We start from the raw sequence: 24,028 nt of genomic DNA, 5'->3' as shown, positions 1-24,028 counted from the left end.
CAGGGGGATCAACCGGTCAGAGCCCGTCAGGCCGCGCCGGCGAGACGAGTTCGCCCCGCCAGGGCCTGATCGACCGCCTCAAGCGTCGCCTCGATCGCCACCAGGGTCGAGGCGTGACGGGCGGGATAGTCGGCGACCTGTTTCAGGACGCGGAGCCCTTCGAAACGGCCGTCGGGGCCTTCGCCGCCGGACTTCAGCATGGCGGTCATGGCGTCGCGGGCCTCCCTGATCTCATCCGCCGAGGCGCCGAGGACGGACTGGCCCAGCACGCCGGCGGCCGCCTGGCCCAGGGCGCAGGCCTTGACGTCCTGGGCGAAGTCCATGACCCGCCCCTGGTCGTCCAGGCTCACATCGACGATCGCGCGCGAGCCGCACAGTTTGGCGACCCGCTCGCCGGTCCCTTCCGGCGACGCCAGCCGACCCGCATGGGGCAGGTTCGCCGCCAGGGTCAGGATGCGCGCGCTGTAGAGGTCGTCGATCATGGCCGAAAGATAGGGGGCTCAAGGGGCGAGTGGAAGGCGTGAAACGTCCGCTAGACGCTCAGCGTCAGACCGCCGTCCGCCTCGACCACCAGGGTCGCGGTTCCATAGTCGGACAGCTGCGGATGGGGCGTCTCCAGCGGGTGGGACCAGGCCGCGGTCACCACCAGAACCTCCGCCCCGGCCGCCTCGCCGGCCGCAATACCGGCCGGGGCGTCCTCGAACACCAGACAGTCGGCGACGTCCACGCCCAGCCTCTGCGCCGCCAGCCGATAGCCGGCGGGATCGGGCTTGCCGCGTTCCACGTCCTCGGCCGTGATCAGGACGGCGGGCGGTTCGACCCCTGCGGCCTTGAGCCGGGCCTGGGCCAGGGGCGCCGTGGCCGAGGTGACCACGGCCCAGCGGTCGGGCGGCAGGCGTTTGACGAAGTCGATCGCGCCGGGAATGGGGGCGACGCCCTCGACATCCTCGATCTCGCCCCGTTCCACCCAGGCGACCTCGGCCGCCAGGTCGACGCCCGGCAGGTTCTGGCGGCGGATGGTGTCGGCGGTGCGCACCCCGTGGATCGTGGGGATGAAGGCGACCGGGTCGATCCCGTGCCGTTCGGCCCAGCGGGTCCAGACGCGCTCGGCCGCTGCGGTGGAGGTGATCAGGGTGCCGTCCATGTCGAACAGGAAGGCGCGATAGGCGCGGGGGGCGGACCCGGGGGAGACGGTCATGCCCCTATCCAGCACGGCGCCGGCCGGGCGGCAAGCCGACGTTCCTGCCGATCAGCCGCCTTTCAAGGAGGACCAGGTGCGGGCGGTTTCGCTGGTCGATGGGGCGGAGGCGACCTCCGGCTGGGGCGCGGCCGGCGTATTGCGCGCCGCCAGCCAAGCCAGGTTCTGATCGGCCAGCTCGGGGGGCAGTTCGCGGCGCAGGATCTGTTCGGCCTCGCCCATCTTGCCTTGCAGGCCCAGGGTCATGGCCAGGGTCTGGCGCACCTTGCTGGAGGCCGTCGGCTGGGCCGCAGCCCGTCGCAGCAGGGCCTCGGCGCCGGGGGCGTCGCCGTGGGTCAGGGCCGCCGTTGCGGCGTTGGTCAGGACGTCGGGATTGTCGGGCGACAGGACCAGGGCCTGGTTCCAGGCCGCGCGCGCGTCGTCGAACCGGCGCACCTGCTCATAGGCCACGCCCAGCAGCGAATAGGGCCGCCAGTCGCGGGGCGCCAGGTCGCGGGCCTTTTCCAGCGGGGCGATGCCGTAGAAGGCCTGGCCCCGGCCGATGTGGGCGCGGCCCAGCTCCAGCAGGGCGTCCAGATTGGCGGGCTGGAGGGCCAGCAGGGCCTCGGCCGTCTGGGCGGCCTGATCATAGCGGCCCAGTTCGCGCAGGGCCTGGGCCAGTTTGATCGCCGCCACGGGATCGGCCGGGTTCAGGTCGTGCTCGCCCGACCAGAAGACCGAACGCGCCAGGGCGTCCATCCGATCATAGGCGGCGCGGACCTCGGCCGAGGCGGGCGCGCGGGTCGCGCTCTGACCGCCGCTCTGGACGGCGTTCTGGGGCGCGCCCTGGCTCTGGACCGGGGCGGCCGCGACGGCGGGGGCCGCCGACAGGCTGAGAAGGGCGACGGTTGCGAGAAGGGCGGGCATGGGCGACATGGGGGGAGTCCTGACGGTTCCTCGGTCCGCCTCAGAATCGCCGGTTCGCGTCAACTCTTGGTTAAGAAGGTTCGCCATGCTCGCCTCCCATCCCCTGCTGGTCGCCGCGAACGCCGGAGAGCGGGCCGTTCCGATCCGCCTGTCGGCGCCGGGCGCGGTTCTGGACGGGGCGGCGAAGTCCTGGGGCGAACGGCACGGCTTCACCGGCAAGGCCGGGGAACTGCTGATCGTGCCGGAGGGCGAAGGGATCGGTCAGGTGCTCCTGGGCAGCGGCGCGGCCTTCGATCCGGCCCTGGCGCGCGGCCTGTCGGCGCGGCTGCCCGGCGGCTTGTACCGGCTGGAGGCCGAGCCCGAGACGGCGCGGGCGGCGGCCCTGGCCTTCCTCCTGGGGGCCTATGTCTTTGACCGCTACAAGGCCCGGCCGGAGCGGGCGCCGGTTCGGCTGGTCGCGCCCGAGGGGCTGGACCTGGATGAGACGACGCGGATCGTCGCCGCCTGCGCCCTGGCCCGCGAGATGGTCGACACCCCCGCCGCCGACATGGGGCCGCTGCAGATCGAGACCATCGCCCGCGAGATCGCCGAGAGCGCGGGGGCTGCCGTGACCGTGACCACCGGCGAGGCCCTGCTGGAGGCGAACTATCCGGCGGTCCACGCGGTCGGTCGTGCGGCCGCTCCGCACCGCGCTCCGCGGCTGATCGAGATCGGCTGGAAGCTGGACCGGACCGACCTGCCTCTGGTGGCCCTGGTCGGCAAGGGGGTGGTGTTCGACACCGGGGGGCTGGACCTGAAACCGGCCGCCGGAATGCGCAATATGAAGAAGGACATGGGCGGGGCCGCCCACGCCCTGGCCCTGGGGCGGCTGGTCATGCAGGCCGATCTGCCGGTGCGGCTGGCGGTCATCGTGGCGGCGGTGGAGAATGCGGTTTCGGGCGACGCCTTCCGGCCGGGCGACATACTGAACAGCCGAAAAGGGCTGACGATCGAGATCGGCAATACGGACGCGGAGGGGCGGCTGATCCTGGCCGACGCCCTGACGCGGGCGGGGGAGCATTCCCCCGACCTGACCCTGGACTTCGCCACCCTGACGGGGGCGGCGCGGATCGCCCTGGGGCCGGAGCTGCCGCCCCTCTATACGGATGACGAGGCCCTGGCCGCCGATCTGCTGGCCGCAGGGCGGGCGGTGGGCGACCCCCTGTGGCGCATGCCCCTGTGGCCCAGCTATCGCGCCGCCCTGGACACCGAGATCGCCGACATCAAGAACGACGCCTCGGCCTGGGCGCAAGCCGGGTCGGTCACGGCCGCCCTGTTCCTGCAAAGGTTCGCCCCCGCCAGCGGCGCCTGGGCCCATATGGACATCTTCGCCTGGAATCCCCGCGCCCGGCCCGGCTTCCCCGAAGGGGGAGAGGCCCAGGCCATAAGGGCCTGCTACGCCGTGCTGAAGGCGCGCTACGGCGGTTGAGGTCAGGCCGGGCTCAGCCCGAAGGTCCACGCCCCCTGAGGCGCATCGTCGGGCGAGCCGGGGCGTAGACTGGGGGAAACGACGGGGCGCAGACAAGAATTCCACAGGAAGGCGACGCCCATTAACGGCCGATTCGGCTTCCGGGGATAAGACTGCCGCTTCAGCCAATGCGAGCCCAGGTTTGACCGACCGCCTCGATCTTCTCCCGCCCGGCGATCGTCTCGCCCGCCCGGACCTGGCCGAACAGGCGCTGGAGGGCCTTGTGCGGGCGGCCGCCTATCGGGCGACCGAAGCCATGTCCTGTCGCGTAGCCGTCGCCGACGTCTGGTCGGACGGGGGCGAGCGGATCGACCAGCTTCTGCATGGCGAGATCTTCGACGTTCTGGATCGGGCGGACGGCCGGGCCTGGGGTCGGGCGCGCCGCGACGGCGTGGTCGGCTGGGTGGTTCTGGACAGTCTGTCAGCCGGCGCGGCCTTGCCGACGCGAAGGGTGGCCGCCGTCGATGCGGCCCTGCCGCTGAACGCCCTGGTGGTCGAGACGGCGGAGGGCGTTGCGGACGCCGACCTGGCGCCGATCGGAACCTTTGAGCGGGATCCTGTCTCCGTGGCCGAACGCCTGCTGGGCCGGCCGCATGAACTGGGCGCCCGGTCCTCGGTCTCGACCGACTGTTCGGGTCTGGTGCAGCAGGCCCTGCTGGCCTGCGGCCTGCCGGGGCCGCGCCGGTCCGACGCCCAGGCAGAGCTGGGCCGGGCCGTGTCGGCCGAGGCCCCGGCGCGCGGCGACCTGGTGATCTGGCTGGCGCCCGGCGGCGACCATGACTGGACCGGCCATTCGGCCCTGATGATCGACGCCGAACGGATCATCCACGCCACGGGCGGCAAGGGGGTTCTGATCGAACCCCTCGCCGAGGTCGAGGCCCGGCTGACCGCCGAAGGCTTTGCGACGGCGATCTTCCGCCGCCTCTGAGACCGGGCGGGACCGTCGGGGTTGTGACGCCCCTAAAAAGACTGTCCGATGTGTCCGATGTGTCCGATGTGTCCGATGTGTCCGATGTGTCCGATGTGTCCGATGTGTCCGATGTGTCCGATGTGTCCGATGTGTCCGATGTGTCCGGTTCAGGCTGCGGCGGGCGGTTTCATTTTTGAAATTCGGCATTGAATCTAGCGAGGGGAGGACGGTCGGCGTCCTCTCAGTCGGTTCGCCATGTCAAAGACCGGATCGCCAGCCTAGCCCCGGCCGCGCCCCGGTCGCGTCGAACCGCCGGCCTGTTTCGCAACCGATTGAATCGACGAGGGACTCCTTGCGAAACTAGGGGCGTTCGTCGCGGAAGGTCCGCAGGGCGCCCAGACGGGCGAAGGCCAGGGTCAGGGCCTTGCGTCGGGCCGGCGCCAGGGGGGTGGCCGGCGCCTCGCGCACCACCGCCCCGCCGAAGCCGTCGGCGACGATCAGCCCCGGCGCCTCGGGCAGAATGTCCTGGGGAAACTCGGGCGCCACGGCGAAATAGAAGGCGTCGCAGAAGGGGCCGTACGCCTGCCATTTGCGATCGACGCGATAGTCGTCGACGCCGGACTTCACCTCGCAGATGACGACGTCGCCGCGCGGCCCCAGGGCCATGACGTCGGCGCGTCGCCCATTGGGCAGGCCGACCTCCAGCAAGGGCGCATAGCCCAGGTCCAGCATCAGCCGCGCCGCCCCGCGCGTGACCGAAAGCGTGGTTTCCGGCCGGCTGAAGACCAGTTCGAGATGAAGGGCGGCGGCGGCCATGCCGACTTTATGTTCCGGCTATGTTCCGAACGCAAGCGGCAGATCATTCATGCCGCGCGCAGGGCGTCGCGGGCCTGGGACGGCAGTCGGGCGATGACCGACAGATAGGCGCTGGCGGTCGCATCCGGCTGACGGCGGCCCTGTTCCCAGCCCTTCAACGTCGCCAAGGGAATGCGATAGGCGGTCGCGAACGCCTGTTGCGACAGGCCCAGCCCCTCGCGGATCGCGCGCACGTTGGGAACGTCGATCGTGTGGAGGCCGGCCGGCTCGCCGGCGCCGCGCGCATGGTCGGCGGCCTCCTGCATCGCTGCGATCAGATCCTGTCCAAAGGTGCTCATTGCCTGTCTCCTTCTCTGTCCGCAGCGGCCTTGATGGCGCCGGCCAATGCGGACACCGTCCTTTTCTCATCCGACGTCAGATCGGTCGCCTGCGCCTTGGCGTAGGCCAGCAACAGGTACAGCGGGCAGTCGGGGCGATAATAGAAATAGATCACCCTGGCGCCGCCGCGCTTGCCGCTGCCCGATCGTCCCCAGCGCAGCTTGCGCACGCCGCCCGTGCCGGGGATCAGGTCGCCTGTTTCCGGATTGCGCGCCACGTAATCAATGAGCGCAGCCCGTTCCTCATCGCTCCATATCGTTCCGGCCGAGCGCACGAAGGCCTGCGTCTCGGCGACGGTGATCGGGCGCGTCTGCATCGACCGAGATATACGTCAATGACGCCCACACTTCAATCCGGCGGCGACACTGAATTGGGCCGAGAAGGACGGGGTGCGAGATTGCGCCCCGTCTTAGGCGATCTCCGCCTTACGCGATCTCTTCGACATGGCCGTCCAGGCCCATCAGGGCCAGTTCGACCTCCAGATGGGGGTGGCGCTGTTTGATGGCGTCGCGCAGGGCGTGAAGCTCCTGCGTATGGACCGCCAGTTCCTTTTCGGGAGTGTCCACCGTCTCGGCGCCCAGGATGACCTTGTAGGCGCCGCAGTCGCGGTGGTCGATCACCACGACCTTGTGGATGTGATGCAGGTCGATGGCGACGTCCAGATGGCTCCAGAAGGTCTGGCCCCAGCTGGGGAATTTGTCGGTCAGGGCGCCCAGGGAGGCGCCGGCCAGAACGACGTGGTCGTATTTGTCGTGCAGACCGTGGCCTTCCATATAGGCGACGGTGTCGTCGGTGAGGCGGTAGTCCATGCAGGTCAGCAGCAGGATTTCCGTATGGCCCCGCGCCCGGGCTACGCCCGGCGCCAGGGTGGACAGAAGGCTGACCCCGCCGGCCATGGCCAAGAGGCCGAAGGCGCCGCGGCGGGACAGGGACGGGGTGTGGGCGCAGCAGTCGGGCATGGCGATCGCTCCGGATTGATCAGGCGATCACGGGTATCGGCGTTCGTTCAGTGCGCATAGTTCGTACCCTTCCGGAGCCGGTTGACAACCTGTCGTTAACGATCGCGCATCGGGTCCGCCTCAACCGATCAGGCTTAACGGCCGGTGCTGACGACCCGGCTCATGTCCAGCCCCAGGGCCCTGGCGCGGGCCAGCAGGCGGGCGCGATCCGCCGCCGAGGCGTTCTGGTCACGATGCCAGATCCACCAGTCCGACTTGTTCGGGAGGGCCAGGATGGCCCAGTCGTAGTTCGGGTCGTGATCCCACACCCAGTAGTTCTGGCCCGCCAGGCCGCCGAAGCTGAGCAGGCCGGGCAGGGTGAAGCGGAACTTGGCGTTGGTCGTCGTATCGGTGATCCGGGCGTTGGCGCGCAGCACCTCATTGCGGCCGTCGGCGCGGCGGGTGCAGGTGACGACAATGCCGTAGCGGTCGGCCCGATTCTGGGGGGTGAAGTCGATCTGGGCCCGGCTGCAGTCCTTCTGGACGTCGTTGTGGCTGCGCTCGATCTCGAACCATCGGCCGTCGAACCGGTCCAGATCGACGGCGCGCGACTGGGCCAGGGCTGCGGACGGCGCAATGATGAGCGAGGCGGCGATTAGGGTGGCGCGAAGCATTGGGCGTTGTTCTCGTTGATCTCGCCTTGATACGCCCGACGGCGCGGCGCGGTTGCCCTCCACCCACAGCGACGCCTCAGCCGGGCGAAATCCGCAGCGAGGCGCCGGCCCGGGCCTGAAATCGAAAAATCCCGACACCTGTCGCAGTTCTGAGACAGGGGCGCTCCGCCATCTCGAACCTTGGTCTGCGGGGCAGGATGAAGTTCACGCCTCGTTAAGAGCGCCGATTGCCTCAGTAAATCGAAATAGAGATGCCAATATCGCATATGCTTAGGCCCAAAAGTATTTAGAAAGGCGAGACGAAATGTCTGACATCAGCGAGAAAATCGTCACCTGGAACGCGCAGCAGCGTGAAGTGGGTGAAGTGGTCTATAAGCGCGCAGGCAAACATCTCGAACAGGCCCTGCTGGACGCCTATCGCGTAATCGACCCGACGCTGGACGCCCTGCCTCGTGACGTGTGGGAGAACGAGAAGCGGAAGTTCGCCTTCATTTCGCGCGGCGACTTTCCGCCCGAATATTTCGAACAGCAGGCGGTGATTACCGAGAACATCTCGAGCAGCCTCGATTACGCGACCTATTTGAGCAAGACCTATGCGGCCTACGCCGCCGGTCTGGCCTCGGGGCTGATGAAGGAAAAGCCCTGGAACGAGAAGGCCGACCATGCCCTGATGCTCAGCCTGATGCGGTCGGTCTTTTCTGACGCCAGCGTCGTCATGTTCAACTATTTCCAGATCCTGAACGCCAAGGCCGACGAGGAGCGCGCCCTGGTCGAGGCGGAGCGGCGGCGCGTCGCCGAGGAGCAGGATGCGGTGGTCGCCGCCCTGGCCGACAGTCTGAACCGGCTGGCGCGCGGCGATCTGACGGCGGTGATCACCGCGCCGTTCAACGGGCGCTATCAGCAGATCAAGGACGATTTCAACGCGGCGATCGACAGTCTGCGCGAGGCCATGAGCGCGATTTCGACCTCCACCAGCGGGCTGCGGGCCGGCTCGGATGAGATCGCCTCGGCCTCGGACGACCTGTCGCGCCGCACCGAACAGCAGGCGGCCAGTCTGGAACAGACCGCCGCCGCCCTGGACCAGATCACCGCCACCGTGAAACGCAGCGCCGAGGGCGCCAGACAGGCCTCCGCCGCCGCCTCCGAAGCCACCGTCGGCGCCGCCCGCTCAGGCGAGGAGATGCAGGAGGCGGTCGCCGCCATGGGCGAGATCGAGGAAAGCTCCAAACAGATCACCAACATCATCGGGGTGATCGACGAAATCGCCTTCCAGACTAATCTTCTGGCCCTGAATGCAGGGGTGGAGGCGGCGCGCGCCGGGGACGCCGGGCGCGGCTTTGCGGTCGTCGCCCAGGAGGTCCGTGCCCTGGCCCAGCGCTCGGCCGAGGCGGCGCGCGAGATCAAGGCCCTGATCGCCAACAGCACGGCCCAGGTCGAGCGCGGCGTCAAACTGGTCGGAGAGACAGGCAAGGCCCTGGGGGGGATCGTCAAGCGGATCGCCGACATCGACGGGCTGGTGTCCGAAATCGCCCAGTCGTCGCAGGAACAGTCCACGGGGCTGAACGAGGTCAACACCGCCGTCAATCAGATGGACCAGGTCACCCAGCAGAACGCGGCCATGGTGGAGGAGACCACCGCCGCCGCCGCCAATCTGCGCAACGAGGCGGGCGAGCTGGAGCGGCTGGTGGCGCGGTTCCAGACCGGAGAGGCCGCCAACCGGCCTCAGCCGGCCCAGGCCGGCCGCCACGCCCCGGCCGACAATCCGGTCGGCAAGGCCCAAAGACGGCTCGCCGTCGCGGTCGGAGCCACCCAGGGCAATACTGCGCTCAAGGACTGGGAAGAGTTCTGACGGCGCCCCCGGCGCCTGATCGGCTCTAGGTTCAATCGACATTCTGCTGACTGCGGTCAGGCCGCTCTTTCCGCGTCAGAGGGCCTTGATGCGGCGACCGGGTTCATCACAGCGATCACGGCGGATTCACAACGGTCACGACGCCGTCTGAACGCGCCGTGTTCGCCGTGACCTCGTCGTGCCCCGTTGTGATGAACCCACCCTCAATCGGCGTTCCGCCGCCAGACGTTTTCCCTTCCGCTGACGCGGGAAGATTGGCCCTAGCCCGCCAGGGCGAGGCGGTTCCTGGCCCAGTCGGCGCGCGTCTGGCCCCACAGATGGACAGGCAGGTCGGCGAAGGGTTCGGGCAGGCGGGTGGGGCCGCGCGCCGTGGAGCCCAGCCGTTCGGCCAGCCGGATCGAGGCCGTATTGTCGAGGTCGATCGTGTGCACCACCTCGTCCCAGCCCAGGACGTCGAAGGCGTAGTCGATGGCTGCGGCGGCGGCTTCGAGCGCATAGCCCCGTCCCGTGGCGTCAGGGTGCAGGGACCAACCGACCTCCGGCCCCGGCCAGCCGTGGGGTCGCCACGGCCCGATCCGTCCGAGCCACCGGTCGGTGGTTTTCTCAAGCACCGAGAAGAAGCTTTCGCCGGTCAGGCTCCAGGCGCCGGCGACGGTCGCCATGATCCGCCAGGTTTCGGCCGGCGTCTTGGGGCCGCCGATGAAGCGCGTCGCATCGGGATCGGCCTGGAACTCGGCCCAACGCGGAAAATCCTCCATCCTCGGGGGACGCAGGGTCAACCGTTCGGTCTCGATGCGGATCTCGGTCACAGCAGATACTCCCGCTCCAGCTCATAGTGACTGCCGTCGTCGGTCAGGACGCTGGAATAGAGGCCGAAACGGTCGATGCGGATCGGCGGCGAATGCAGCAGATTGTGGCCCGCCATCCAGGCGCCGATCCGGTCCGGATTGGTCTGGGGCTTAAGATAGGCCAGGGTGACGTGGGGGCGATAGTCGCGCTTCTCCAGGACGATGTTCGCCCGCTCGCCCGCCTTCCTGCAGCGACCGGCCAGGACCGAGAGGGGTTCGTTGGGCGTCTCGACGCCGGCCCAAATCGTGTGGCTGCGATGGTTGTCGCCGAAGGCTCCGACCCCCTTCAGCACGATCTCGAAGGGGGCGCCGGCCACGCGGGCCAGTTCGGACGCCAGGTCGTCGGCCCGCCGCTCGTCGGTCTCGCCGTAGAAGGCCAGGGTGACGTGAAGCGCCTCCAGCGGCCGCCAGCGGGCGCCGGGCAGGCCGGACTGACGCCGCTGAAGCGTCTCGCCGACGTCCGGCGGCAGGGTCAGGGCGGTGAACAGGCGCAACATGCGACTGTTGGTAGCGGTCGGAACCGCCGCTTCCAAGTCCGGTTTTCCTTGCACTGGGAGCCTCGGCTTCCGATATTCAAGGCCTGTGACCGGGGAAGTCTCCCCGGCCTATCGGAGAAGGTTCGTCGCCATGAGCGATTTCAACAACGGCTACGCCCGTCCGCTTCCGCAGACGGCCGACATGTCGGTCGACGCCGGCCTGCGCAGCTTCATGCTGGGCGTCTACAACAAGCTGGCCCTGGGCCTCGTTGTCGCGGCGGCCCTGGCCTATGTCACCGGCAATGTGCCGGCGGTGCAGCAGCTGCTGTTCGGCGTGACGCCCGACGGCCGCGTCGGCCTGACGGTGCTGGGCATGGCGGTCCAGTTCTCGCCCCTGGTTCTGCTGTTCGGTTCGATGTTCTTCATGAAGAACCCGACGGCCAAGGGGGTGAACCTGCTGTACTGGGCCGTGGTGGCCTCGATCGGCGCGGGCCTGGGCATCCTGTTCCTGCGCTATACGGGCGCCTCGCTGGCCTCGACCTTCCTGGTCACGGCGGCGGCCTTCGGCGGTCTGAGCTTGGTGGGCTACACCACCAAGAAGGACCTGTCCGGCATGGGCACCTTCCTGATCATGGGCGTGATCGGGCTGATCATCGCCATGATCGTCAACATGTTCCTGCAATCCGGGACCTTCTATCTGATCATCTCGGGCCTGGGCGTGCTGATCTTCGCGGGCCTGATCGCCTATGACACCCAGCGTCTGAAGATGACCTACTACGCCCTGGGCGGCGACCAGAACGCCATGGGCGTGGCCACGGGCTTCGGCGCGCTCAGCCTGTTCATCAACTTCGTGAACCTGTTCCAGTTCCTGCTGGCCTTCATGGGCGGCAACCGGAACTGAGATCGGTCGCAAGACGGATGCGGAAAGGGCCCCTCGCGGGGCCCTTTCTTTTTGGTCAGTCCACCACCTGGAACTTCCGGCCGTCGAACACCCGCAGGGCCTGGGCCAGGTCGCGGCCGCGTTTCAGGATCTGGCCGCCCTCGCCGATGATCGCCCACTGGCCCTGGCGGGTCTGCAGGGCCGGGCGTTTTTCGATGCGGTAGAGGGGGGCGTCGCCCGAGCGGCGGAAGACGGCGAATTCGGCGAAATCCTTGTGGCCGACCATGGCGTAGTCGCGCCAGTCGCCCTGGGCCACCATCCGGCCGTAGACCCGCAGGATCAGGTCCAGCTCGCGCCGTTCGAAAAAGACCGGGCCGGCCTGTGGAGAGGGGGGCGGCGCCTCGTGCGGGGTCAGGCTCATGATCTGAACTTAGGCGCATCGGCGCGGGGCGCCAGAGGGGGTGGAAAAAGCGCGTCAGACACCAAATGGCCCCGTTTCGGTCCTTCGCCCGCCCGTTTGGGCGGTGAAATATCGATCATCGGCTCGTCGGAGTTCGGAAGCGTCCGGATCCTGAACAGCCCCCCCAGCCCCCCTGGATGTTTCCAATACGGGCTCCGGCGGCCGATGCTTCCTCCAAGCGAGCGCCCGCCCTGCCGATCCCCTCCCCCTCCCAGGCAAGGCGGGCGTTTCGCTGTCCGGAGCCCGGCCGGCGCCGCTCAGGCGGGCGTCTTCTGCCCGGCCGTCTTGTCCTCAGCCGTCTTCTCCCGGGGCGTCTTCTCCAATGTGATCGTTTGGGTGTCGCCGCCGCGCCGCACCTCCAGGGCGACGGAGCCGGCTGCGGCCTCAAGCGCCCGAGCCGCCGCGCGGATGTCCGCCGTCGCAACGCCGTCGATGGCGAGGACCAGGTCGCCGGCCAGCAGGCCGCCCTGGGCGGCGGGCGTGCCGGCCTCGACGGCCGAAACCTGAACCTCGCCCTCCATATCCCGCAGGGTGGCGCCATAGGCCAGGACGCGATCCGCGCCGACCTGGACCGGGGCCTCGACCGGCGGCTCGACGGCGAGGGCGGTCGTGGCCTCGCGCCCTCCGCGCAGATAGACGACGCTCAGGCTGGAGCCCGGCGCGGCGACGCCGACGGTGGCGTTGATGGAGCCGGCGTTGGCGACCGGTCGCCCCTGGAGGCGCAGGATGACGTCATCCTCGCGCAGGCCCGCGCGTTCGGCGGGCGAGCCGGGGGCCACATCGGCCACCACGGCGCCGCGCACGATGCCCAGCCGCATCCGGCGCGCCTGCTCGGGCGTCAGGGAGGCGAAGATGGCGCCGGTCTCGCCGCGCTTGACCTCGCCCTGGGTGCGCAGCTGGTCGGCGACATAGAGCATGATGCGGGTGGGCACGGCGAAGGCGATGCCGTCATTGCCCCCGCCCATGCCGCCCGACAGGATGGCGGTGTTGATGCCGATCAGCCGGCCCCGGCTGTCCAGCAGCGGCCCGCCCGAATTGCCCGAGTTCACGGCCGCATCGGTCTGGATATAGTCCTCCACCGCATCGCCCAGGCCCGATCGGTTCAGACCCGAGATCACCCCCATGGTCAGGGTCTGGTCCAGGCCCAGAGGGTAGCCCACGGCGAAGGCCAGGTCGCCGGTCCGCAGGGTGTCGGAATCCACCGTCTGCACCTGTTTCAGGTTCAGCGGCCGTCCGTCCGGCGTGATCCGCAGGACGGCGATGTCGGTGGCCTTGTCCGCCCCGACCAGGACGGCGTCGAACAGCCGGCCGTCGATCAGATCGACGGTGAATTTCCGCCCGTTCTCGACCACATGGTTGTTGGTGATCACCAGGCCCTGGGCCGCGTCGATGACGACGCCGGAGCCGGAGGCGTAGGGTTTGGGATCGTCCGCATCGGAACTGGGGCCGCGCGACTGGCCCAGGGTCGTCACCTTGACCACGGCCGGCAGCGAGCTTTCCAGACCTGCGGCGAAGCTGAAGACGCCGCGGCGCGCGTCATAGGGCAGGACGGTGGGCGCCGACTGGGCCAGGACGGGGCCGGCGGAGGCCAAAAGGGCGGTCGCGACAGTCAGGGAGGCGGCGGCCGAAAAGCGAAGCGTCATAGAATGTCCCTTGATCGAGCGGCGACCTTAGCCCGACTTGATCAACCTGACGATGGGCGCCGTCCCGATCGAAGGCCGCCGTGTCGGATCCGTGAAACAGGGCTTGCGCGGCGACCGTTCCCGCGTGACCATCGTCGGGCGAACACCGGGAGCCGCCGCATGAGCCAGACGACGATCGATCGCGCCCGTGGGGGTTCGACGCCGTTCGACCGTCTGTTCCGCGATCATCCGCGCGAGGTGGGCGAGACCTATTTCCAGCACATGGCGGCCTCGGCCGGTTTCGGATTCCGCCTGTTGCGGCTGGCGGGCGCCGCCTTCGCCCACGCCCTGGTTCCGGGCGTGCACAGGGCCACGGTCTCGACCGCCGTGCGCGGCCTGGCTCAGGAGATGGGCGGCCGGGCGGAGGAGGCGAAACAGAGCCGGATGCGCGACGCCGGGGTCTGGGACGTGGGGCTTTAGCGCGCCCCGACCCGCCCGGTCATGCAATTGCCGGGGTTTGTGCTATAGAGGCGGGCTAAACCGCATCCAGGATCGCCGCCTTGAGCATTACGCTCGATCTTTCCCGTGTCTCGAACGCGCCGGCCGTGAAGGCCCCCGTCAACCTGTCCGGTCTGACGCGCGCCGGCCTGCGCCAGGCGTTGATCGACGCGGGCGTCTGCCCGCCTGAAAAGGCCAAGATGCGCGCCAGCCAGGTATGGAGCTGGATCCACCACTACGGCGTCACCGACTTCGCGGCCATGAGCAATGTGGCCAAGGACATGCAGGCCAGACTGGCCGAGCATTTCACCTTGGCCCGTCCCGAGATCGTGGAACGCCAGGTGTCGAAGGACGGCACCCGCAAATGGCTGATCCGCACCGCCCCGGGCATAGAGATCGAGACCGTCTACATCCCCGACGTCGGCCGGGCCGGGGCGCTTTGCGTCTCGTCCCAGGTCGGCTGCACCCTGAACTGCACCTTCTGCCACACCGGCACCCAGAAGCTGGTCCGCAACCTGACCGCCGCCGAGATCGTGGCCCAGGTCCAGGTGGCCCGCGACGACCTGGAGGAATGGCCGTCGCCCAAGGAAGACCGCCGCCTGTCCAACATCGTCTTCATGGGCATGGGCGAGCCGCTCTACAATTTGGACAATGTCTCGGACGCGATCGACATCATCTCGGACAATGAGGGGATCGCCATTTCGCGGCGGCGGATCACCGTCTCGACCTCGGGCGTGGTGCCGATGATCCCCGAGCTGGGCGAGCGGACCGGGACCATGCTGGCCATCAGCCTGCACGCCACCAACGACCCGCTGCGCGACGTCCTGGTGCCGCTGAACAAGAAATATCCGCTGGACCAGCTGATGGCCGCCATCCGCGCCTATCCGGGCCTGGGCAACGCCAAGCGGGTGACGTTCGAATATGTCATGCTGAAGGGCGTCAACGACAGCCCGGATGAGGCGCGCGCCCTGGTCAAGCTGATCCAGGGCATACCGGCCAAGGTGAACCTGATCCCGTTCAACCCCTGGCCCGGCACGGACTACCAGTGCTCGGACTGGAAGACGATCGAGGCCTTCGCCGCCATCCTGAACCGCGCCGGCTACGCCAGCCCCATCCGCACCCCCCGCGGCCGCGACATCCTGGCCGCCTGCGGCCAGCTGAAGTCCGAAAGCGAGAAGCTGCGGGCGAGCGCAATCAGGAAGGCGGAGCAGGCGGCGGCGTGAGCGGCCTGTAACTACGCCTCCAAATGATCCATCCGGCCAGCCCGCCTGGGATCGCCAACAGTGGGGCGGCTAATTCCGTGCCCGGGGCAAGAAGCCGAAAGACGATTGCGCCCGCGATAACGCTTTCGATTGCGGCCGTAATCGAGAAGGCGCCTACGCTGGTTCGGCCTGAATTATGCAGAATCCACCAAGTTGGAATTCCGACGACGATCAGGCCAACAAGATAGACCGGGAAAGAGATTATGAAGCCGTAGAGGGCTGCGAGCAGCCCGAACAGAAGTCCCCCGCCCAGGGCGTTGCCCAAGCCAGTTTCGCCGGGCGAAACGATTATGCTGATCCACATTCCTATGGCCGACATTCCAGCTGTGGTGCTTGCGGCAAGGACGTTTGCAATGATGAGCGTCCCAAGCCGATCCGACATCGACTTGATCATATCTTAGCCACAACTCTGTTTAGAGGTCTCGGACCCATGCTTTCCGGCGTCCGCACATCCCAGGCCATACCCAGCCGTTCCAGCAATTGAATGAACCGGAACCCCCAGTCGCTCTGGCCCGGGTAGAGGCCGATCTTCGCCGAGCCGGGATAGGCGTGGTGGTTGTTGTGCCAGGCCTCGCCCATGGTGGGGATGGCGGCCCAGGGGACGTCATGGGCCTGGACGCCCGCCTCGCGCACCAGCCAGGTTTGCGGACCGCGACGGTGGGCCAGATGGCCGACGAACCAGTGGCCGATGACGCTGGCCGAGACCCGGGCGCAGACGCCCCAGACCACGAAACCCCAGCCGCCCATCAGCCACAGCGCCGCCGCGACAGGAAGCTGTTGCAGCATCCAGGTCCGTTCCAGGAACCGATAGAAGGGATCGCGGCCGATCCGGCCCAGCTCGAACTGGGGCGGCCGTTCCAGCACCAGCCGGCAGTGCATCTGCCACCAGGCGTCGACCGCCATCGGCCGCCGGTGCGCCAGATAGTCGTGACAGTCGGTCTGGCGCTGGGCCCAGTCGCGGATGTCGTGGGTGCGGATCATCCAGAAGGGGCCGCTCATGCCGACCAGGGTCCCGAACCAGGCCAAGACGCGCTCCAGCCACAGCGGGCAATCGAAGCTGCCGTGGATCAGCCGACGGTGAAATCCGACCGAATGGCCCAGCAGAAGCGTCGTCCCTGTCACGACGACGAAGACTGCGACAGCGGCGAGGCTGAAGGTCTTGGCGCCGAAGATCAGGGCGGCGGCCAACATGGCGCCGTTCCACAGCGAGTGACGCGGGTCCCAGACGACACGGCCTTCGATCGGGCTGCAGCCGGGCGTCTCGACGAGACTGTTCACGGCGCAGGGATCAGCGTGGTCCATGTCGGCCTCCCTTCGTAGGTAATTAGGCAATCACTTAAACATTGAAATGACCCGCTGGCAAGCGCTTAGCAAATCGCTTAAATACCGCCCATGCAACGCGTGTTCGAAGCCCTTTCCAGTCCCGTCCGCCGCAAGATCTTGGCCTATCTGGCCCACGCGGACCTGACCGCCGGGGAGATTGCGGCCAAGTTCGAGATCTCCAAGCCGGCGGTGTCCCAACACCTGTCGGTGCTCGAGGTCGCGGGTCTGGTGACCAGCGAGAAGAAGGGCCAGTACGTCCATTACAGCTTGGCGCCGGACCAGTTGACCAACACCCTGAACGGCTATGTCCAGGAGGTCTGCCCGGTCGCCAAGCCGTTGAAACGCGAGAGCGCGGCCCTGGCCAAGGCGCGCGCGAACAAGCCGGATGACGCAGGCCTGTAATCTTTCGTCACAAGGTGTTGCTTCGCCGCGCTTGCGGATTGGGGCGGCAATCGGGCAAGGCGTAGAGACATGGACCCCTCACTGACGAACGTCCTGTCGAGCGCCGAGGTGCAGGCTTTCGCCTCGGGCTTTCCGGTCATGGTCACGCACCTGATCGTGACCCTGCTGCTGCTGGCGGCGGGGGCGACGGTCTACGCCCTGCTGACGCCGTGGAAGGAGATCGCCCTGATCCGCGAGGGCAATCCGGCGGCGGCGGTGGCCTTCGCTGGAATTCTGGTGGGTCTGGCCATTCCGCTGGCGGTCTCCCTGTCGGTCTCGACCTCGGTGCGGGACGTGGCCATCTGGGGCGTGGCGACCCTGGTGCTGCAGTTGCTGGCCTTCCGGGTTGTGGACCTGATGCTGCACGGCCTGCCGCAGCGGATCAAGGACGGCGAGGTTGCGGCCTCGGTGGTCCTGGTCGGGGCCAAGCTGGCGACCGCCCTGATCCTGTCGGCCGCCCTGACCGGCTGAGCGGCGAACGGATCGCGTCATGCAATTCCCCCGCCTGCCGGACTGGGCCATCTACGGAGCGGTGGCGGGCGTGCTGCTGGCGGTGTCGCTGGGCCGGCGCGAAAACGCCGACGCCCCGCCCGCCCCGCCGCCGCCCGACGAGATCGAGGGCGCCCTGCTGGGCCCCATCACCCCCTTCGACACGGCCGTCACCCTGGACGCGCCCGACACGCCCTTTACGCCCCAGTCCGGCACCGCCTTCTCCATCGCCGGACGCGGCCGCTGGGTCACCGCCCGCCATGTGGTCGAGGGCTGTCGTCGGCCGGCCCTGGTGGTGGGGGGCGACCGCGCCGTGGCCGCCGACGTTCGGCTGGCGCCCCGGGCCGATGTGGCCCTGCTGATCACCGAAGGCGGGCCGCCCGCCCTGCCGGTCGCGGCCGAGGCCCCGCTGCGCAAGGGCCAGCGGGCCTTCCATCCCGGCTTTCCCCAGGGGCGGGCCGGAGAGGTGACGTCGCGCCTGCTCGGCCGCGAGACCCTGAAGGTGTTCGGTCGCGGCGCCCATGACGAGCCGGTCCTGGCCTGGGCCGAGGTCGGGCGGACCGACGGGTTGAACGGCACCCTGTCGGGCCTGTCGGGCGCGCCGGTGATGGACGGGCGGGGGCGGGTGCTGGGCGTCACCATCGCCGAGGCGCCGCGTCGGGGCCGGATCTATACGACGGCGCCTGAATCCTTCGCCCCCGCCGTTCGCGGCGAACAGAGGGCGGACGAGGCGGCCCTGGGCGAGCCGGTGACGATCGACAATTACGGCCGCGTCGCGGATGCGCTGCGGCGGGACCTGCGGGTGGCGCAGGTGGTGTGTCTGTCGATTTGAGGCCTTCGTCTCCTCCCCATGAAATGGGGAGGGGGACCGCGCGAAGCGTGATGGAGGGGTTGTCAACGCCGCACCGACCGTAGTGATGCGGAAAGAACCCCTCCGTCACGACGCGAAGAGCGTCGCGCCACCTCCCCGCAGAGCGGGGAGGAGACATGATGGCTGCGCCTATTTCAGCGAACCGCTGTTGAGGTTCAGTTCGCTCGCCTCGATGACCTCCAGGTTCGGGTGTTTGGCCCGCAGGGCGTCGAGGAACAGCGAACCGTCGCCGACGATCACCAGGCTGGCGCGATTGACCGGCAGGTGTTCGGCGAAGGCGGCCTGGACCTGTTCCGGCGTTACGGCGCGAACCCGGCCGGCGTAGTCGGCGAGGTCGCTCATGGGCAGATCATAGAGCGCCAGGTTGGCGACCAGGGCGCCCAGGCCGTCGACCGTCTCCAGCGACCGACCAAAGCCGCCGATCAGGGTGGCGCGGCGGGGCGCCAGGTCGGCCTGGGTCGGGGTCTCGGCGCCCAGTTTGGCGATCTCGGCCAGGATCAGATCGGCCACCTCGTCGGCGGTCTCGTTCTTGGTCTGGGTCGAGGCGGTGAACAGGCCCGCATCGGCGCGCGCGCCCAGGGAGGAGCCGGCGCCGTAGGACAGGCCGCGCTTGATGCGGATCTCCTGGTTCAGCCGCGACGAGAAGCCGCCGCCCAGCAGGGTGTTGCCTAGAGTGAGCGGGAAATAGTCGGCGTCGGTGCGCGACACGCCGCGAATGGCGGCGACCACGGCGGCCTGACCCGCGCCGGGCTGGTTCACCACGACGATGCGCGGGGCCAGGGCCTGACCGGCCGGGGCGGCGACGGGCGCGGCCGCCTGACCCGCCGGGCGCCAGTCGCCGAACGCCTGTTGCGCCAGGGCGCGGGCGGCGGCGGGCGTGATGTCGCCGGAGAAGACCAGGGTGGCGTCCGAGGGGCGATAGCGGGCGGCGTGGAAGGCCGCGACGTCCGCCGGGGTGATGGCGGGCACCGACTGGACCGTGCCCGAGCCCGGCGCCCCATAGGGGGCGTCGCCATAGACGACCCGGCCCACGGCCTGGCCGGCGATGGAGCCCGGCTGGCTGAGGGCGACGCGAAGATTGTCCAGGGTCTGAGCCTGCTGCCGCTCAAGCTCCTCGGCGGCGAAGGTCGGGTTCTTCACCAGATCGGCCATCAGGGCGACCGTCTGGGGGAAGGCGTTGGCCGGGGCGTTGGCGTAGACATTGGTGAAGTCCACCCCGGCGCCCGCGCCGATCGAGGCGCCCAGCTGTTCGATTTCGGTGGCGATCTCGGGCGCGGTCTTGGTCTTGGTCCCTTGGGTCAGAAGGGCGGCGGTCAGGGTGGCCACCCCGGCCTTGCCCGTCGGATCGTCGGACGACCCCGCGTCGAAGCTGAGGCGGGCCGAGACCAGGGGCACGCCGTCGGTCGGGGCCACCAGAACCCGCAGGCCGTTGTCCAGGCGGAAGTCAGCCACGGCGGGGGTCACGGGCGCCACCTCTGCGCCCGGCTGGGGCAGGGGCGTGCGTTCGGCCTCCGGCAGCAGGACGGCGGGGGTTCCGGCCGGCGCCAGATCTGCCACCTTCACGGGCGCGTCCACGTTCATCTTCTGAACCGAAGGCGGGTTCTGCTCGTCGGCCGGCAGATAGCGGATCGTCGACTGCCGCTGGGGCGTGAGATATTTGCGGGCCACCCGCTGGACGTCGGCGACCGTGACGGCCTGAATCTCGGCGATCTCGCGGTCGGCGGCGGCGGCGTCGCCGGTGTTGATCAGGGCGAAGCCCAGCGCCGAGGCGCGATCGTCCACTGTCTCGCGATTGCGCAGCGCGTCGGCGACGATCTCGTTCTTGGCCTCGGTCAGTTCGGCGGCGGTGACGGGGGCGTCGCGCAGCTTGGCGATCTCGGCGTTCAAGGCGGCGATCCCTTCGTCCGCCGTATGACCCTGGGCCATGATGGCCAGGGCGGTCAGATTGCCGGCCTGCTGGGCGAAGTCGGGGGTCGAGCCGATCTGGGCGGCGATCTGCTGGTCATAGACCAGCGAACGGTACAGGCGGCTGCTTTCGCCGGTGGACAATATGCCGTCCAGCACGGTCAGGGCGGCGCGGTCGGCGTCGGCGTATTTGACCGTCGGCCAGCCGATCACCACGGCCGGCAGGGGGACGTTGGGGGCGTAGTAGGTGACGTCGCGCGGACCGGTCGGCTCGGGCTCGGCCACATTGTTGGCCGGCAGCGGCGTGGTCGGGTTCTTCAGCGGAACGAAATACTGATCGATCCAGCGGTCCAGCTGGGCCTGGTCGAAGTTGCCGGCGACGATCAGATAGGCGTTGTCGGGCCGGTAGTAGGTGGCGTGGAAGCGCAGGACGTCGTCCAGGGACGAGGCGTTCAACTCCTCGATCGAACCGATGCCGGGACGGCGATAGGGGCTTTCCTGATACAGGGTCTCGGGCACAAACAGGCCGAACAGACGGCCATAGGGGTTGGCCAGGATGCGCTGGCGATATTCTTCCTTCACCACGTCGCGCTCGGCGACGAAGGTCGGTTCGTCCACGACCAGGGAGCCCATCCGCTCGGCCTCGGCGAACAGCATGCGCTGGAGGTGGTTGGCGGGGACAGTCTCGAAATAGGCGGTGGTGTCGTCGGCGGTGAAGGCGTTGTTGGAGCCGCCCACATCCTCGGTCAGCCGGTCGAAGGTCTCGGGCGGCAGGTTCTTGGTCGCCTTGAACATCAGATGTTCGAACAGGTGGGCGAAGCCGGAGCGGCCGGCCGGATCGTCCTTGGACCCGACCTTGTACCAGACCTGAACCGTCACGTTCGAGGTGTCGGCGTCGCGGGCGGTGTAGACCTCCAGCCCGTTCGGCAGGACGCGCTTGGTGAAGCCCAGGGGCGGGACGACCACGCCCTGCTGGGCCTGGGCCGTGACAGGCGCAGGCGCGAGTGCGGCGGCCGGCGCTGCGAAGGCGGGCGCGGCGAGGCCCAGCAGCAGGGCCGAGGCGGCGACGGTGGCGGTGAGGCGAAATTTCATGCGGGTCTCCAGGCCCGGAGCGCCGGGCGATGAGACCGTATCAGCCCTCGGCTGACATGCACCTTACCGAGCTGTAATTATCGTCGTTCAAACACCTCGACGCCGATCTCGCCGTCCGGCGTCAGCCAGGCGTGTTTCATTCCCTGGCTGTTGAAAGGGGCGGCGATGTTTCCGGCGGCGTCAAGGGCGATCAGGCCGCCGTCGCCGCCCATTTCGCCGATCTCGTCGATGACGGCCTGGGTCGCATCGGCCAGCGACTGACCGGCGGCGACACGCCAGGCGACCTGGGCGGCGGCGGCGACGCGGATGAAATATTCGCCCTGGCCGGTGCAGGAGGTCGCGGCGTGGCCGTCGGCCCAGGTTCCGGCGGCGGGGATGGGGGTGTCGCCGGCGCGGCCCGGCATCTTGCCGAAGACCCCGGCGGTCGAGGTGGCGGCGGCGAGACGGCCCTGGCTGTCCAGCACGCAAGCGCCGACCGTGCCGTGGCTCAGGGTTCCGGGCGGATGATTGTCCTCGCCCTGACCGGCGCCCGTATACCAGGCGGCCTCGTCGGCGATCGGCTCCAGCCCCTGATCCTGGGCGAACAGGGCCGCGCCCTCGCCCACCAGCATGACGTGGGGGGTGCGCTCCATCACCGCGCGGGCCGCGACGACAGGGTTGCGAAAGCCCTGGAGGGCGGCGACGGACCCGGCCCGTTTCGTCGATCCGTCCATCAGGCTGGCGTCCAGCTCATAGGCGCCGGCCAGATTGGGCGAGGCGCCCCTGCCGGCGACATAGAGGCCGGAATCCTCCAGCATGACGACGGCGGCTGTGGCGACGTCCAGGGCGCTTTCACCCGCGTCCAGACGCGGCCTCATGGCCTCGACCACCTGGCGCATGTGGGCGACCTCGGCGTCATAGTTGCGTTCGCGCCGGGCGCCGGCGCCGCCGTGGAGGATGAGGGCGGTCATGTCGTCTTCCTGAGCCTGTCTCTGTCGCCTCTTTCAATCGGGCGTGGCGCTCTTTAGCGTCGGGATGAAGGCCGCGCCATGTCGGTCGAACACAAGCGGGCCTCAAGTCGCGCTAAGCGCGGTAGGCCCAAGGGAGGAATGATGCGCGCTGTCCTGTCCAAGACCCCCGGCGGTCCCGAAACTCTCGTGGTCGAAGACGTGCTCGATCCGACGCCCAAGCCGGGCGAGCTGGTCATCGAGGTCAAGGCCGTGGGGATCAACTATCCCGATACGCTGATCATCGAGGACAAATACCAGTTCCGCCCCGAACGGCCCTTTTCGCCCGGCGCGGAGGTGGCGGGCGTGGTCGAGGCTGTGGGCGAGGGCGTCAAGGGCGTGGCCAAGGGCGACCGGGTCATCGCCGTGCCCGGCTGGGGCGGGCTGGTCGAACGCTTGGCGGTCCGGGCCGAGACGGTCATTCCCATGCCTGAGGCCATGAGCTTCGAGGAGGCGGCGGCCCTGATCATGACCTACGGCACCAGCTATTACGCCCTGAAGGACCGGGCGCAGCTGAAGCCGGGCGAGACCCTGCTGGTGCTGGGCGCCGCTGGCGGCGTCGGCGCCGCCGCCGTGGAGCTGGGCAAGGCCATGGGCGCCCGCGTGGTCGCCGCCGCCTCGACCAACGACAAGGTCGAGTTCGCCCTGGCGCTGGGGGCCGACAACGGCCTGATCTATCCGACGGGGCCAATGGACAAGGCGGCGCAGAAGGAGCTGTCGGGCGAGTTCAAGCTGGCGACCGGGCGGGACGGGGCCGACGTGGTCTATGACGCGGTCGGCGGCGACTACGCCGAGCCGGCGCTCAGGGCCATGGACTGGAACGGACGCTATCTGGTGGTCGGCTTCCCGGCGGGAATCCCGGCCCTGCCGCTGAACCTGACCCTGTTGAAGTCGGTGTCGGTGATCGGGGTCTTCTGGGGCGCGGCCGTGGCGCGCGATCCCAAGGGCCACGCCGCCAACATGGCCGAGCTGATGCAGATGTACGCCGAGGGCAAGATCAAGCCGCGCGTGTCGCAGACCTTCCCGCTGGAGAAGGCGGCGGCGGCGATCAAGGCCCTGGGCGACCGGCAGGCGCTGGGCAAGATCGTGGTGACGGTGGGGGATTAGATCAGACCCTCTCCCGCTTGCGGGAGAGGTGTCGCGGCGTCCGCGTAGCGGACCAGCGACGGAGAGGGGGGTTTCGCCGAAAGGAAGACTTCCCCCATCGTCAGGCGTGTCGCTTCGCGCCACGGCCTGACACTTCCCCCGCGAGCGGGGGAAGGTCGGTCATCCGCCCCTCAGCCGCTCCACCGCCTCTTCGGCCTGGTCGCGGTGGCGGCGTTTGATGTTGGCGCCCAGGGTGGCGATCAGGGCGGCGATGACCGCCGCGTCGTCGGTGTAGCCTATGCCGGCGAACAGGTCGGGAATGGCGTCCACCGGCATGACGAAATAGGCCAGGGCGGCGAAGATCATCCCCTTGGCCGGAAGCGGAGTCTGGGGATCGCGGGCGGCGTACCAGGCGGCCAGGGCCTGATCCGCAAAGGGGATGCGGGCCGCCGTGCGCTGGATCTTGGGCCAGAAGCCGCGCGTCACCCGCGCCTCATTGACCTTCACCACGGTGGGGACCAGGGCCTTTTTCGGGTCCAGGGCGTCTTCGGGCGAGACGGGTTTGGCTTTGGCGGTCATGGCCGCTAAATCCTCAAACGAAACTCAGGTTCAT

27 protein-coding genes are annotated in these 24,028 nt (G+C 68.9%); 10 read left to right on the top strand and 17 right to left on the bottom strand.

Annotated elements, in window-relative coordinates; translation table 11 throughout:
- Positions 1-26 precede the first annotated feature (26 nt).
- From AC07XS_RS03360 to AC07XS_RS03350, 3 genes are read right to left on the bottom strand one after another with little or no spacing between them, the layout of a single operon-like run.
- Entirely contained in the window at positions 27-482 is a 456-nt protein-coding gene (locus AC07XS_RS03360; RefSeq protein WP_182713376.1) for an iron-sulfur cluster assembly scaffold protein, read from the bottom strand.
- 50 nt (positions 483-532) lie between these two features.
- The gene (locus AC07XS_RS03355; protein WP_182713377.1) at positions 533-1,198 is read right to left on the bottom strand and encodes an HAD-IA family hydrolase; all 666 of its coding nucleotides are present in this window, start codon (positions 1,196-1,198) and stop codon (positions 533-535) included.
- A 51-nt stretch (positions 1,199-1,249) separates the two neighbouring features.
- Entirely contained in the window at positions 1,250-2,113 is an 864-nt protein-coding gene (locus AC07XS_RS03350) for a tetratricopeptide repeat protein (protein ID WP_182713378.1), read from the bottom strand.
- A 76-nt stretch (positions 2,114-2,189) separates the two neighbouring features.
- On the opposite strand from AC07XS_RS03350, the gene AC07XS_RS03345 reads away from it, so the two are divergent.
- Together AC07XS_RS03345 and AC07XS_RS03340 are read left to right on the top strand one after the other, a co-directional pair.
- Positions 2,190-3,572: a M17 family metallopeptidase gene (locus tag AC07XS_RS03345; RefSeq protein ID WP_182713379.1), complete on the top strand. Its 1,383-nt coding sequence runs from the start codon at positions 2,190-2,192 to the stop codon at positions 3,570-3,572.
- A 181-nt stretch (positions 3,573-3,753) separates the two neighbouring features.
- On the top strand, positions 3,754-4,539 hold the full coding sequence (locus tag AC07XS_RS03340) for a C40 family peptidase (protein WP_182713380.1): 786 nt from the start codon (positions 3,754-3,756) through the stop codon (positions 4,537-4,539).
- Between the two features lie 342 nt (positions 4,540-4,881).
- Here the strand turns inward: AC07XS_RS03340 and mmcB are convergent, their stop codons facing one another.
- The 5 genes from mmcB to AC07XS_RS03315 form a co-directional block, all read right to left on the bottom strand.
- Positions 4,882-5,337: a DNA repair putative endonuclease MmcB gene (mmcB, locus tag AC07XS_RS03335; RefSeq protein ID WP_054764603.1), complete on the bottom strand. Its 456-nt coding sequence runs from the start codon at positions 5,335-5,337 to the stop codon at positions 4,882-4,884.
- Positions 5,338-5,384: 47 nt separating this feature from the next.
- Positions 5,385-5,675: a helix-turn-helix domain-containing protein gene (locus tag AC07XS_RS03330; protein WP_182713381.1), complete on the bottom strand. Its 291-nt coding sequence runs from the start codon at positions 5,673-5,675 to the stop codon at positions 5,385-5,387.
- Positions 5,672-6,031: a type II toxin-antitoxin system RelE/ParE family toxin gene (locus tag AC07XS_RS03325; protein ID WP_182713382.1), complete on the bottom strand. Its 360-nt coding sequence runs from the start codon at positions 6,029-6,031 to the stop codon at positions 5,672-5,674. Before AC07XS_RS03325 ends, AC07XS_RS03330 begins: the two co-directional genes overlap by 4 nt.
- Positions 6,032-6,140: 109 nt before the next feature.
- Complete coding sequence (locus AC07XS_RS03320) at positions 6,141-6,674, bottom strand: carbonic anhydrase (RefSeq protein WP_182713383.1); 534 nt, start codon at positions 6,672-6,674, stop codon at positions 6,141-6,143.
- Positions 6,675-6,808: 134 nt separating this feature from the next.
- The gene (locus AC07XS_RS03315) at positions 6,809-7,327 is read right to left on the bottom strand and encodes a lipocalin family protein (RefSeq protein ID WP_054764605.1); all 519 of its coding nucleotides are present in this window, start codon (positions 7,325-7,327) and stop codon (positions 6,809-6,811) included.
- A 304-nt stretch (positions 7,328-7,631) separates the two neighbouring features.
- Between AC07XS_RS03315 and AC07XS_RS03310 the strand changes: the two genes are divergently transcribed.
- Positions 7,632-9,176, top strand: a complete 1,545-nt coding sequence (locus AC07XS_RS03310; RefSeq protein WP_182713384.1) for a methyl-accepting chemotaxis protein — start codon at positions 7,632-7,634, stop codon at positions 9,174-9,176.
- A gap of 260 nt (positions 9,177-9,436) precedes the next feature.
- Here AC07XS_RS03310 and AC07XS_RS03305 read toward each other — a convergent pair whose 3' ends face one another.
- Positions 9,437-9,985: a GNAT family N-acetyltransferase gene (locus AC07XS_RS03305; protein ID WP_182713385.1), complete on the bottom strand. Its 549-nt coding sequence runs from the start codon at positions 9,983-9,985 to the stop codon at positions 9,437-9,439.
- Complete coding sequence (gene thpR / locus AC07XS_RS03300; RefSeq protein WP_152949407.1) at positions 9,982-10,521, bottom strand: RNA 2',3'-cyclic phosphodiesterase; 540 nt, start codon at positions 10,519-10,521, stop codon at positions 9,982-9,984. Before thpR ends, AC07XS_RS03305 begins: the two co-directional genes overlap by 4 nt.
- A 130-nt stretch (positions 10,522-10,651) precedes the next feature.
- Between thpR and AC07XS_RS03295 the strand changes: the two genes are divergently transcribed.
- The gene (locus tag AC07XS_RS03295; protein ID WP_152949408.1) at positions 10,652-11,401 is read left to right on the top strand and encodes a Bax inhibitor-1/YccA family protein; all 750 of its coding nucleotides are present in this window, start codon (positions 10,652-10,654) and stop codon (positions 11,399-11,401) included.
- Positions 11,402-11,456: 55 nt separating this feature from the next.
- On the opposite strand, the gene AC07XS_RS03290 is transcribed toward AC07XS_RS03295, so the two are convergent.
- Together AC07XS_RS03290 and AC07XS_RS03285 are read right to left on the bottom strand one after the other, a co-directional pair.
- Entirely contained in the window at positions 11,457-11,801 is a 345-nt protein-coding gene (locus AC07XS_RS03290) for a DUF2794 domain-containing protein (RefSeq protein ID WP_182713386.1), read from the bottom strand.
- Positions 11,802-12,097: 296 nt separating this feature from the next.
- A complete protein-coding gene (locus tag AC07XS_RS03285) occupies positions 12,098-13,483 on the bottom strand; it encodes a trypsin-like peptidase domain-containing protein (protein WP_182713387.1) in 1,386 nt (461 codons plus the stop codon).
- Between the two features lie 159 nt (positions 13,484-13,642).
- Between AC07XS_RS03285 and AC07XS_RS03280 the strand changes: the two genes are divergently transcribed.
- Both AC07XS_RS03280 and rlmN read left to right on the top strand, forming a co-directional pair.
- Positions 13,643-13,942: a DUF6356 family protein gene (locus AC07XS_RS03280; protein WP_182713388.1), complete on the top strand. Its 300-nt coding sequence runs from the start codon at positions 13,643-13,645 to the stop codon at positions 13,940-13,942.
- A gap of 80 nt (positions 13,943-14,022) precedes the next feature.
- A complete protein-coding gene (gene rlmN / locus AC07XS_RS03275) occupies positions 14,023-15,183 on the top strand; it encodes a dual-specificity RNA methyltransferase RlmN (RefSeq protein ID WP_182713389.1) in 1,161 nt (386 codons plus the stop codon).
- On the opposite strand, the gene AC07XS_RS03270 is transcribed toward rlmN, so the two are convergent.
- Both AC07XS_RS03270 and AC07XS_RS03265 read right to left on the bottom strand, forming a co-directional pair.
- Positions 15,155-15,616, bottom strand: coding sequence for a hypothetical protein (locus AC07XS_RS03270; RefSeq protein WP_054764612.1), 462 nt, complete (start codon positions 15,614-15,616; stop codon positions 15,155-15,157). The genes rlmN and AC07XS_RS03270 overlap by 29 nt on opposite strands.
- Entirely contained in the window at positions 15,613-16,524 is a 912-nt protein-coding gene (locus AC07XS_RS03265; RefSeq protein WP_182713390.1) for an acyl-CoA desaturase, read from the bottom strand. Before AC07XS_RS03265 ends, AC07XS_RS03270 begins: the two co-directional genes overlap by 4 nt.
- A 90-nt stretch (positions 16,525-16,614) precedes the next feature.
- Here AC07XS_RS03265 and AC07XS_RS03260 point away from each other — a divergent pair, with 90 nt between their 5' ends.
- The 3 genes from AC07XS_RS03260 to AC07XS_RS03250 all read left to right on the top strand — a co-directional run bounded on the left by AC07XS_RS03260 (position 16,615) and on the right by AC07XS_RS03250 (position 18,307).
- Positions 16,615-16,947, top strand: coding sequence for a metalloregulator ArsR/SmtB family transcription factor (locus AC07XS_RS03260; protein ID WP_054764614.1), 333 nt, complete (start codon positions 16,615-16,617; stop codon positions 16,945-16,947).
- Between the two features lie 69 nt (positions 16,948-17,016).
- Positions 17,017-17,457, top strand: coding sequence for a DUF350 domain-containing protein (locus AC07XS_RS03255; RefSeq protein ID WP_054764615.1), 441 nt, complete (start codon positions 17,017-17,019; stop codon positions 17,455-17,457).
- 19 nt (positions 17,458-17,476) lie between these two features.
- Positions 17,477-18,307 carry a S1 family peptidase gene (locus AC07XS_RS03250; protein ID WP_182713391.1) on the top strand — a complete coding sequence of 277 codons (831 nt, stop codon included), beginning with the start codon at positions 17,477-17,479 and terminating at the stop codon, positions 18,305-18,307.
- Positions 18,308-18,475: 168 nt separating this feature from the next.
- Here AC07XS_RS03250 and AC07XS_RS03245 read toward each other — a convergent pair whose 3' ends face one another.
- Positions 18,476-21,343, bottom strand: coding sequence for a M16 family metallopeptidase (locus tag AC07XS_RS03245; protein ID WP_182713392.1), 2,868 nt, complete (start codon positions 21,341-21,343; stop codon positions 18,476-18,478).
- Positions 21,344-21,420: 77 nt separating this feature from the next.
- A complete protein-coding gene (locus AC07XS_RS03240; RefSeq protein WP_182713393.1) occupies positions 21,421-22,293 on the bottom strand; it encodes an isoaspartyl peptidase/L-asparaginase in 873 nt (290 codons plus the stop codon).
- Between the two features lie 141 nt (positions 22,294-22,434).
- Here AC07XS_RS03240 and AC07XS_RS03235 point away from each other — a divergent pair, with 141 nt between their 5' ends.
- Entirely contained in the window at positions 22,435-23,436 is a 1,002-nt protein-coding gene (locus AC07XS_RS03235) for an NADPH:quinone oxidoreductase family protein (protein WP_182713466.1), read from the top strand.
- 159 nt (positions 23,437-23,595) lie between these two features.
- Here AC07XS_RS03235 and AC07XS_RS03230 read toward each other — a convergent pair whose 3' ends face one another.
- Entirely contained in the window at positions 23,596-23,994 is a 399-nt protein-coding gene (locus tag AC07XS_RS03230) for a YkvA family protein (RefSeq protein WP_054764619.1), read from the bottom strand.
- Between the last annotated feature and the right edge of the window lie 34 nt (positions 23,995-24,028).

This window comes from Brevundimonas sp. GW456-12-10-14-LB3 (assembly GCF_059424365.1).
This window is presented reverse-complemented; position numbering and strand designations above follow the sequence as displayed.

Excerpts from the sequence above, each read along its gene's own strand:
- AC07XS_RS03360 (WP_182713376.1), bottom strand. The coding sequence starts at position 482 with ATGATCGACGACCTCTACAGCGCGCGCATCCTGACCCTGGCGGCGAAC.
- AC07XS_RS03355 (WP_182713377.1), bottom strand. The coding sequence starts at position 1,198 with ATGACCGTCTCCCCCGGGTCCGCCCCCCGCGCCTATCGCGCCTTCCTG.
- AC07XS_RS03350 (WP_182713378.1), bottom strand. The coding sequence starts at position 2,113 with ATGTCGCCCATGCCCGCCCTTCTCGCAACCGTCGCCCTTCTCAGCCTG.
- AC07XS_RS03345 (WP_182713379.1), top strand. The coding sequence starts at position 2,190 with ATGCTCGCCTCCCATCCCCTGCTGGTCGCCGCGAACGCCGGAGAGCGG.
- mmcB (WP_054764603.1), bottom strand. The coding sequence starts at position 5,337 with ATGGCCGCCGCCGCCCTTCATCTCGAACTGGTCTTCAGCCGGCCGGAA.
- AC07XS_RS03330 (WP_182713381.1), bottom strand. The coding sequence starts at position 5,675 with ATGAGCACCTTTGGACAGGATCTGATCGCAGCGATGCAGGAGGCCGCC.
- AC07XS_RS03325 (WP_182713382.1), bottom strand. The coding sequence starts at position 6,031 with ATGCAGACGCGCCCGATCACCGTCGCCGAGACGCAGGCCTTCGTGCGC.
- AC07XS_RS03320 (WP_182713383.1), bottom strand. The coding sequence starts at position 6,674 with ATGCCCGACTGCTGCGCCCACACCCCGTCCCTGTCCCGCCGCGGCGCC.
- AC07XS_RS03315 (WP_054764605.1), bottom strand. The coding sequence starts at position 7,327 with ATGCTTCGCGCCACCCTAATCGCCGCCTCGCTCATCATTGCGCCGTCC.
- AC07XS_RS03310 (WP_182713384.1), top strand. The coding sequence starts at position 7,632 with ATGTCTGACATCAGCGAGAAAATCGTCACCTGGAACGCGCAGCAGCGT.
- thpR (WP_152949407.1), bottom strand. The coding sequence starts at position 10,521 with ATGTTGCGCCTGTTCACCGCCCTGACCCTGCCGCCGGACGTCGGCGAG.
- AC07XS_RS03295 (WP_152949408.1), top strand. The coding sequence starts at position 10,652 with ATGAGCGATTTCAACAACGGCTACGCCCGTCCGCTTCCGCAGACGGCC.
- AC07XS_RS03290 (WP_182713386.1), bottom strand. The coding sequence starts at position 11,801 with ATGAGCCTGACCCCGCACGAGGCGCCGCCCCCCTCTCCACAGGCCGGC.
- AC07XS_RS03285 (WP_182713387.1), bottom strand. The coding sequence starts at position 13,483 with ATGACGCTTCGCTTTTCGGCCGCCGCCTCCCTGACTGTCGCGACCGCC.
- AC07XS_RS03280 (WP_182713388.1), top strand. The coding sequence starts at position 13,643 with ATGAGCCAGACGACGATCGATCGCGCCCGTGGGGGTTCGACGCCGTTC.
- AC07XS_RS03270 (WP_054764612.1), bottom strand. The coding sequence starts at position 15,616 with ATGATCAAGTCGATGTCGGATCGGCTTGGGACGCTCATCATTGCAAAC.
- AC07XS_RS03265 (WP_182713390.1), bottom strand. The coding sequence starts at position 16,524 with ATGGACCACGCTGATCCCTGCGCCGTGAACAGTCTCGTCGAGACGCCC.
- AC07XS_RS03260 (WP_054764614.1), top strand. The coding sequence starts at position 16,615 with ATGCAACGCGTGTTCGAAGCCCTTTCCAGTCCCGTCCGCCGCAAGATC.
- AC07XS_RS03255 (WP_054764615.1), top strand. The coding sequence starts at position 17,017 with ATGGACCCCTCACTGACGAACGTCCTGTCGAGCGCCGAGGTGCAGGCT.
- AC07XS_RS03250 (WP_182713391.1), top strand. The coding sequence starts at position 17,477 with ATGCAATTCCCCCGCCTGCCGGACTGGGCCATCTACGGAGCGGTGGCG.
- AC07XS_RS03245 (WP_182713392.1), bottom strand. The coding sequence starts at position 21,343 with ATGAAATTTCGCCTCACCGCCACCGTCGCCGCCTCGGCCCTGCTGCTG.
- AC07XS_RS03240 (WP_182713393.1), bottom strand. The coding sequence starts at position 22,293 with ATGACCGCCCTCATCCTCCACGGCGGCGCCGGCGCCCGGCGCGAACGC.
- AC07XS_RS03235 (WP_182713466.1), top strand. The coding sequence starts at position 22,435 with ATGCGCGCTGTCCTGTCCAAGACCCCCGGCGGTCCCGAAACTCTCGTG.
- AC07XS_RS03230 (WP_054764619.1), bottom strand. The coding sequence starts at position 23,994 with ATGACCGCCAAAGCCAAACCCGTCTCGCCCGAAGACGCCCTGGACCCG.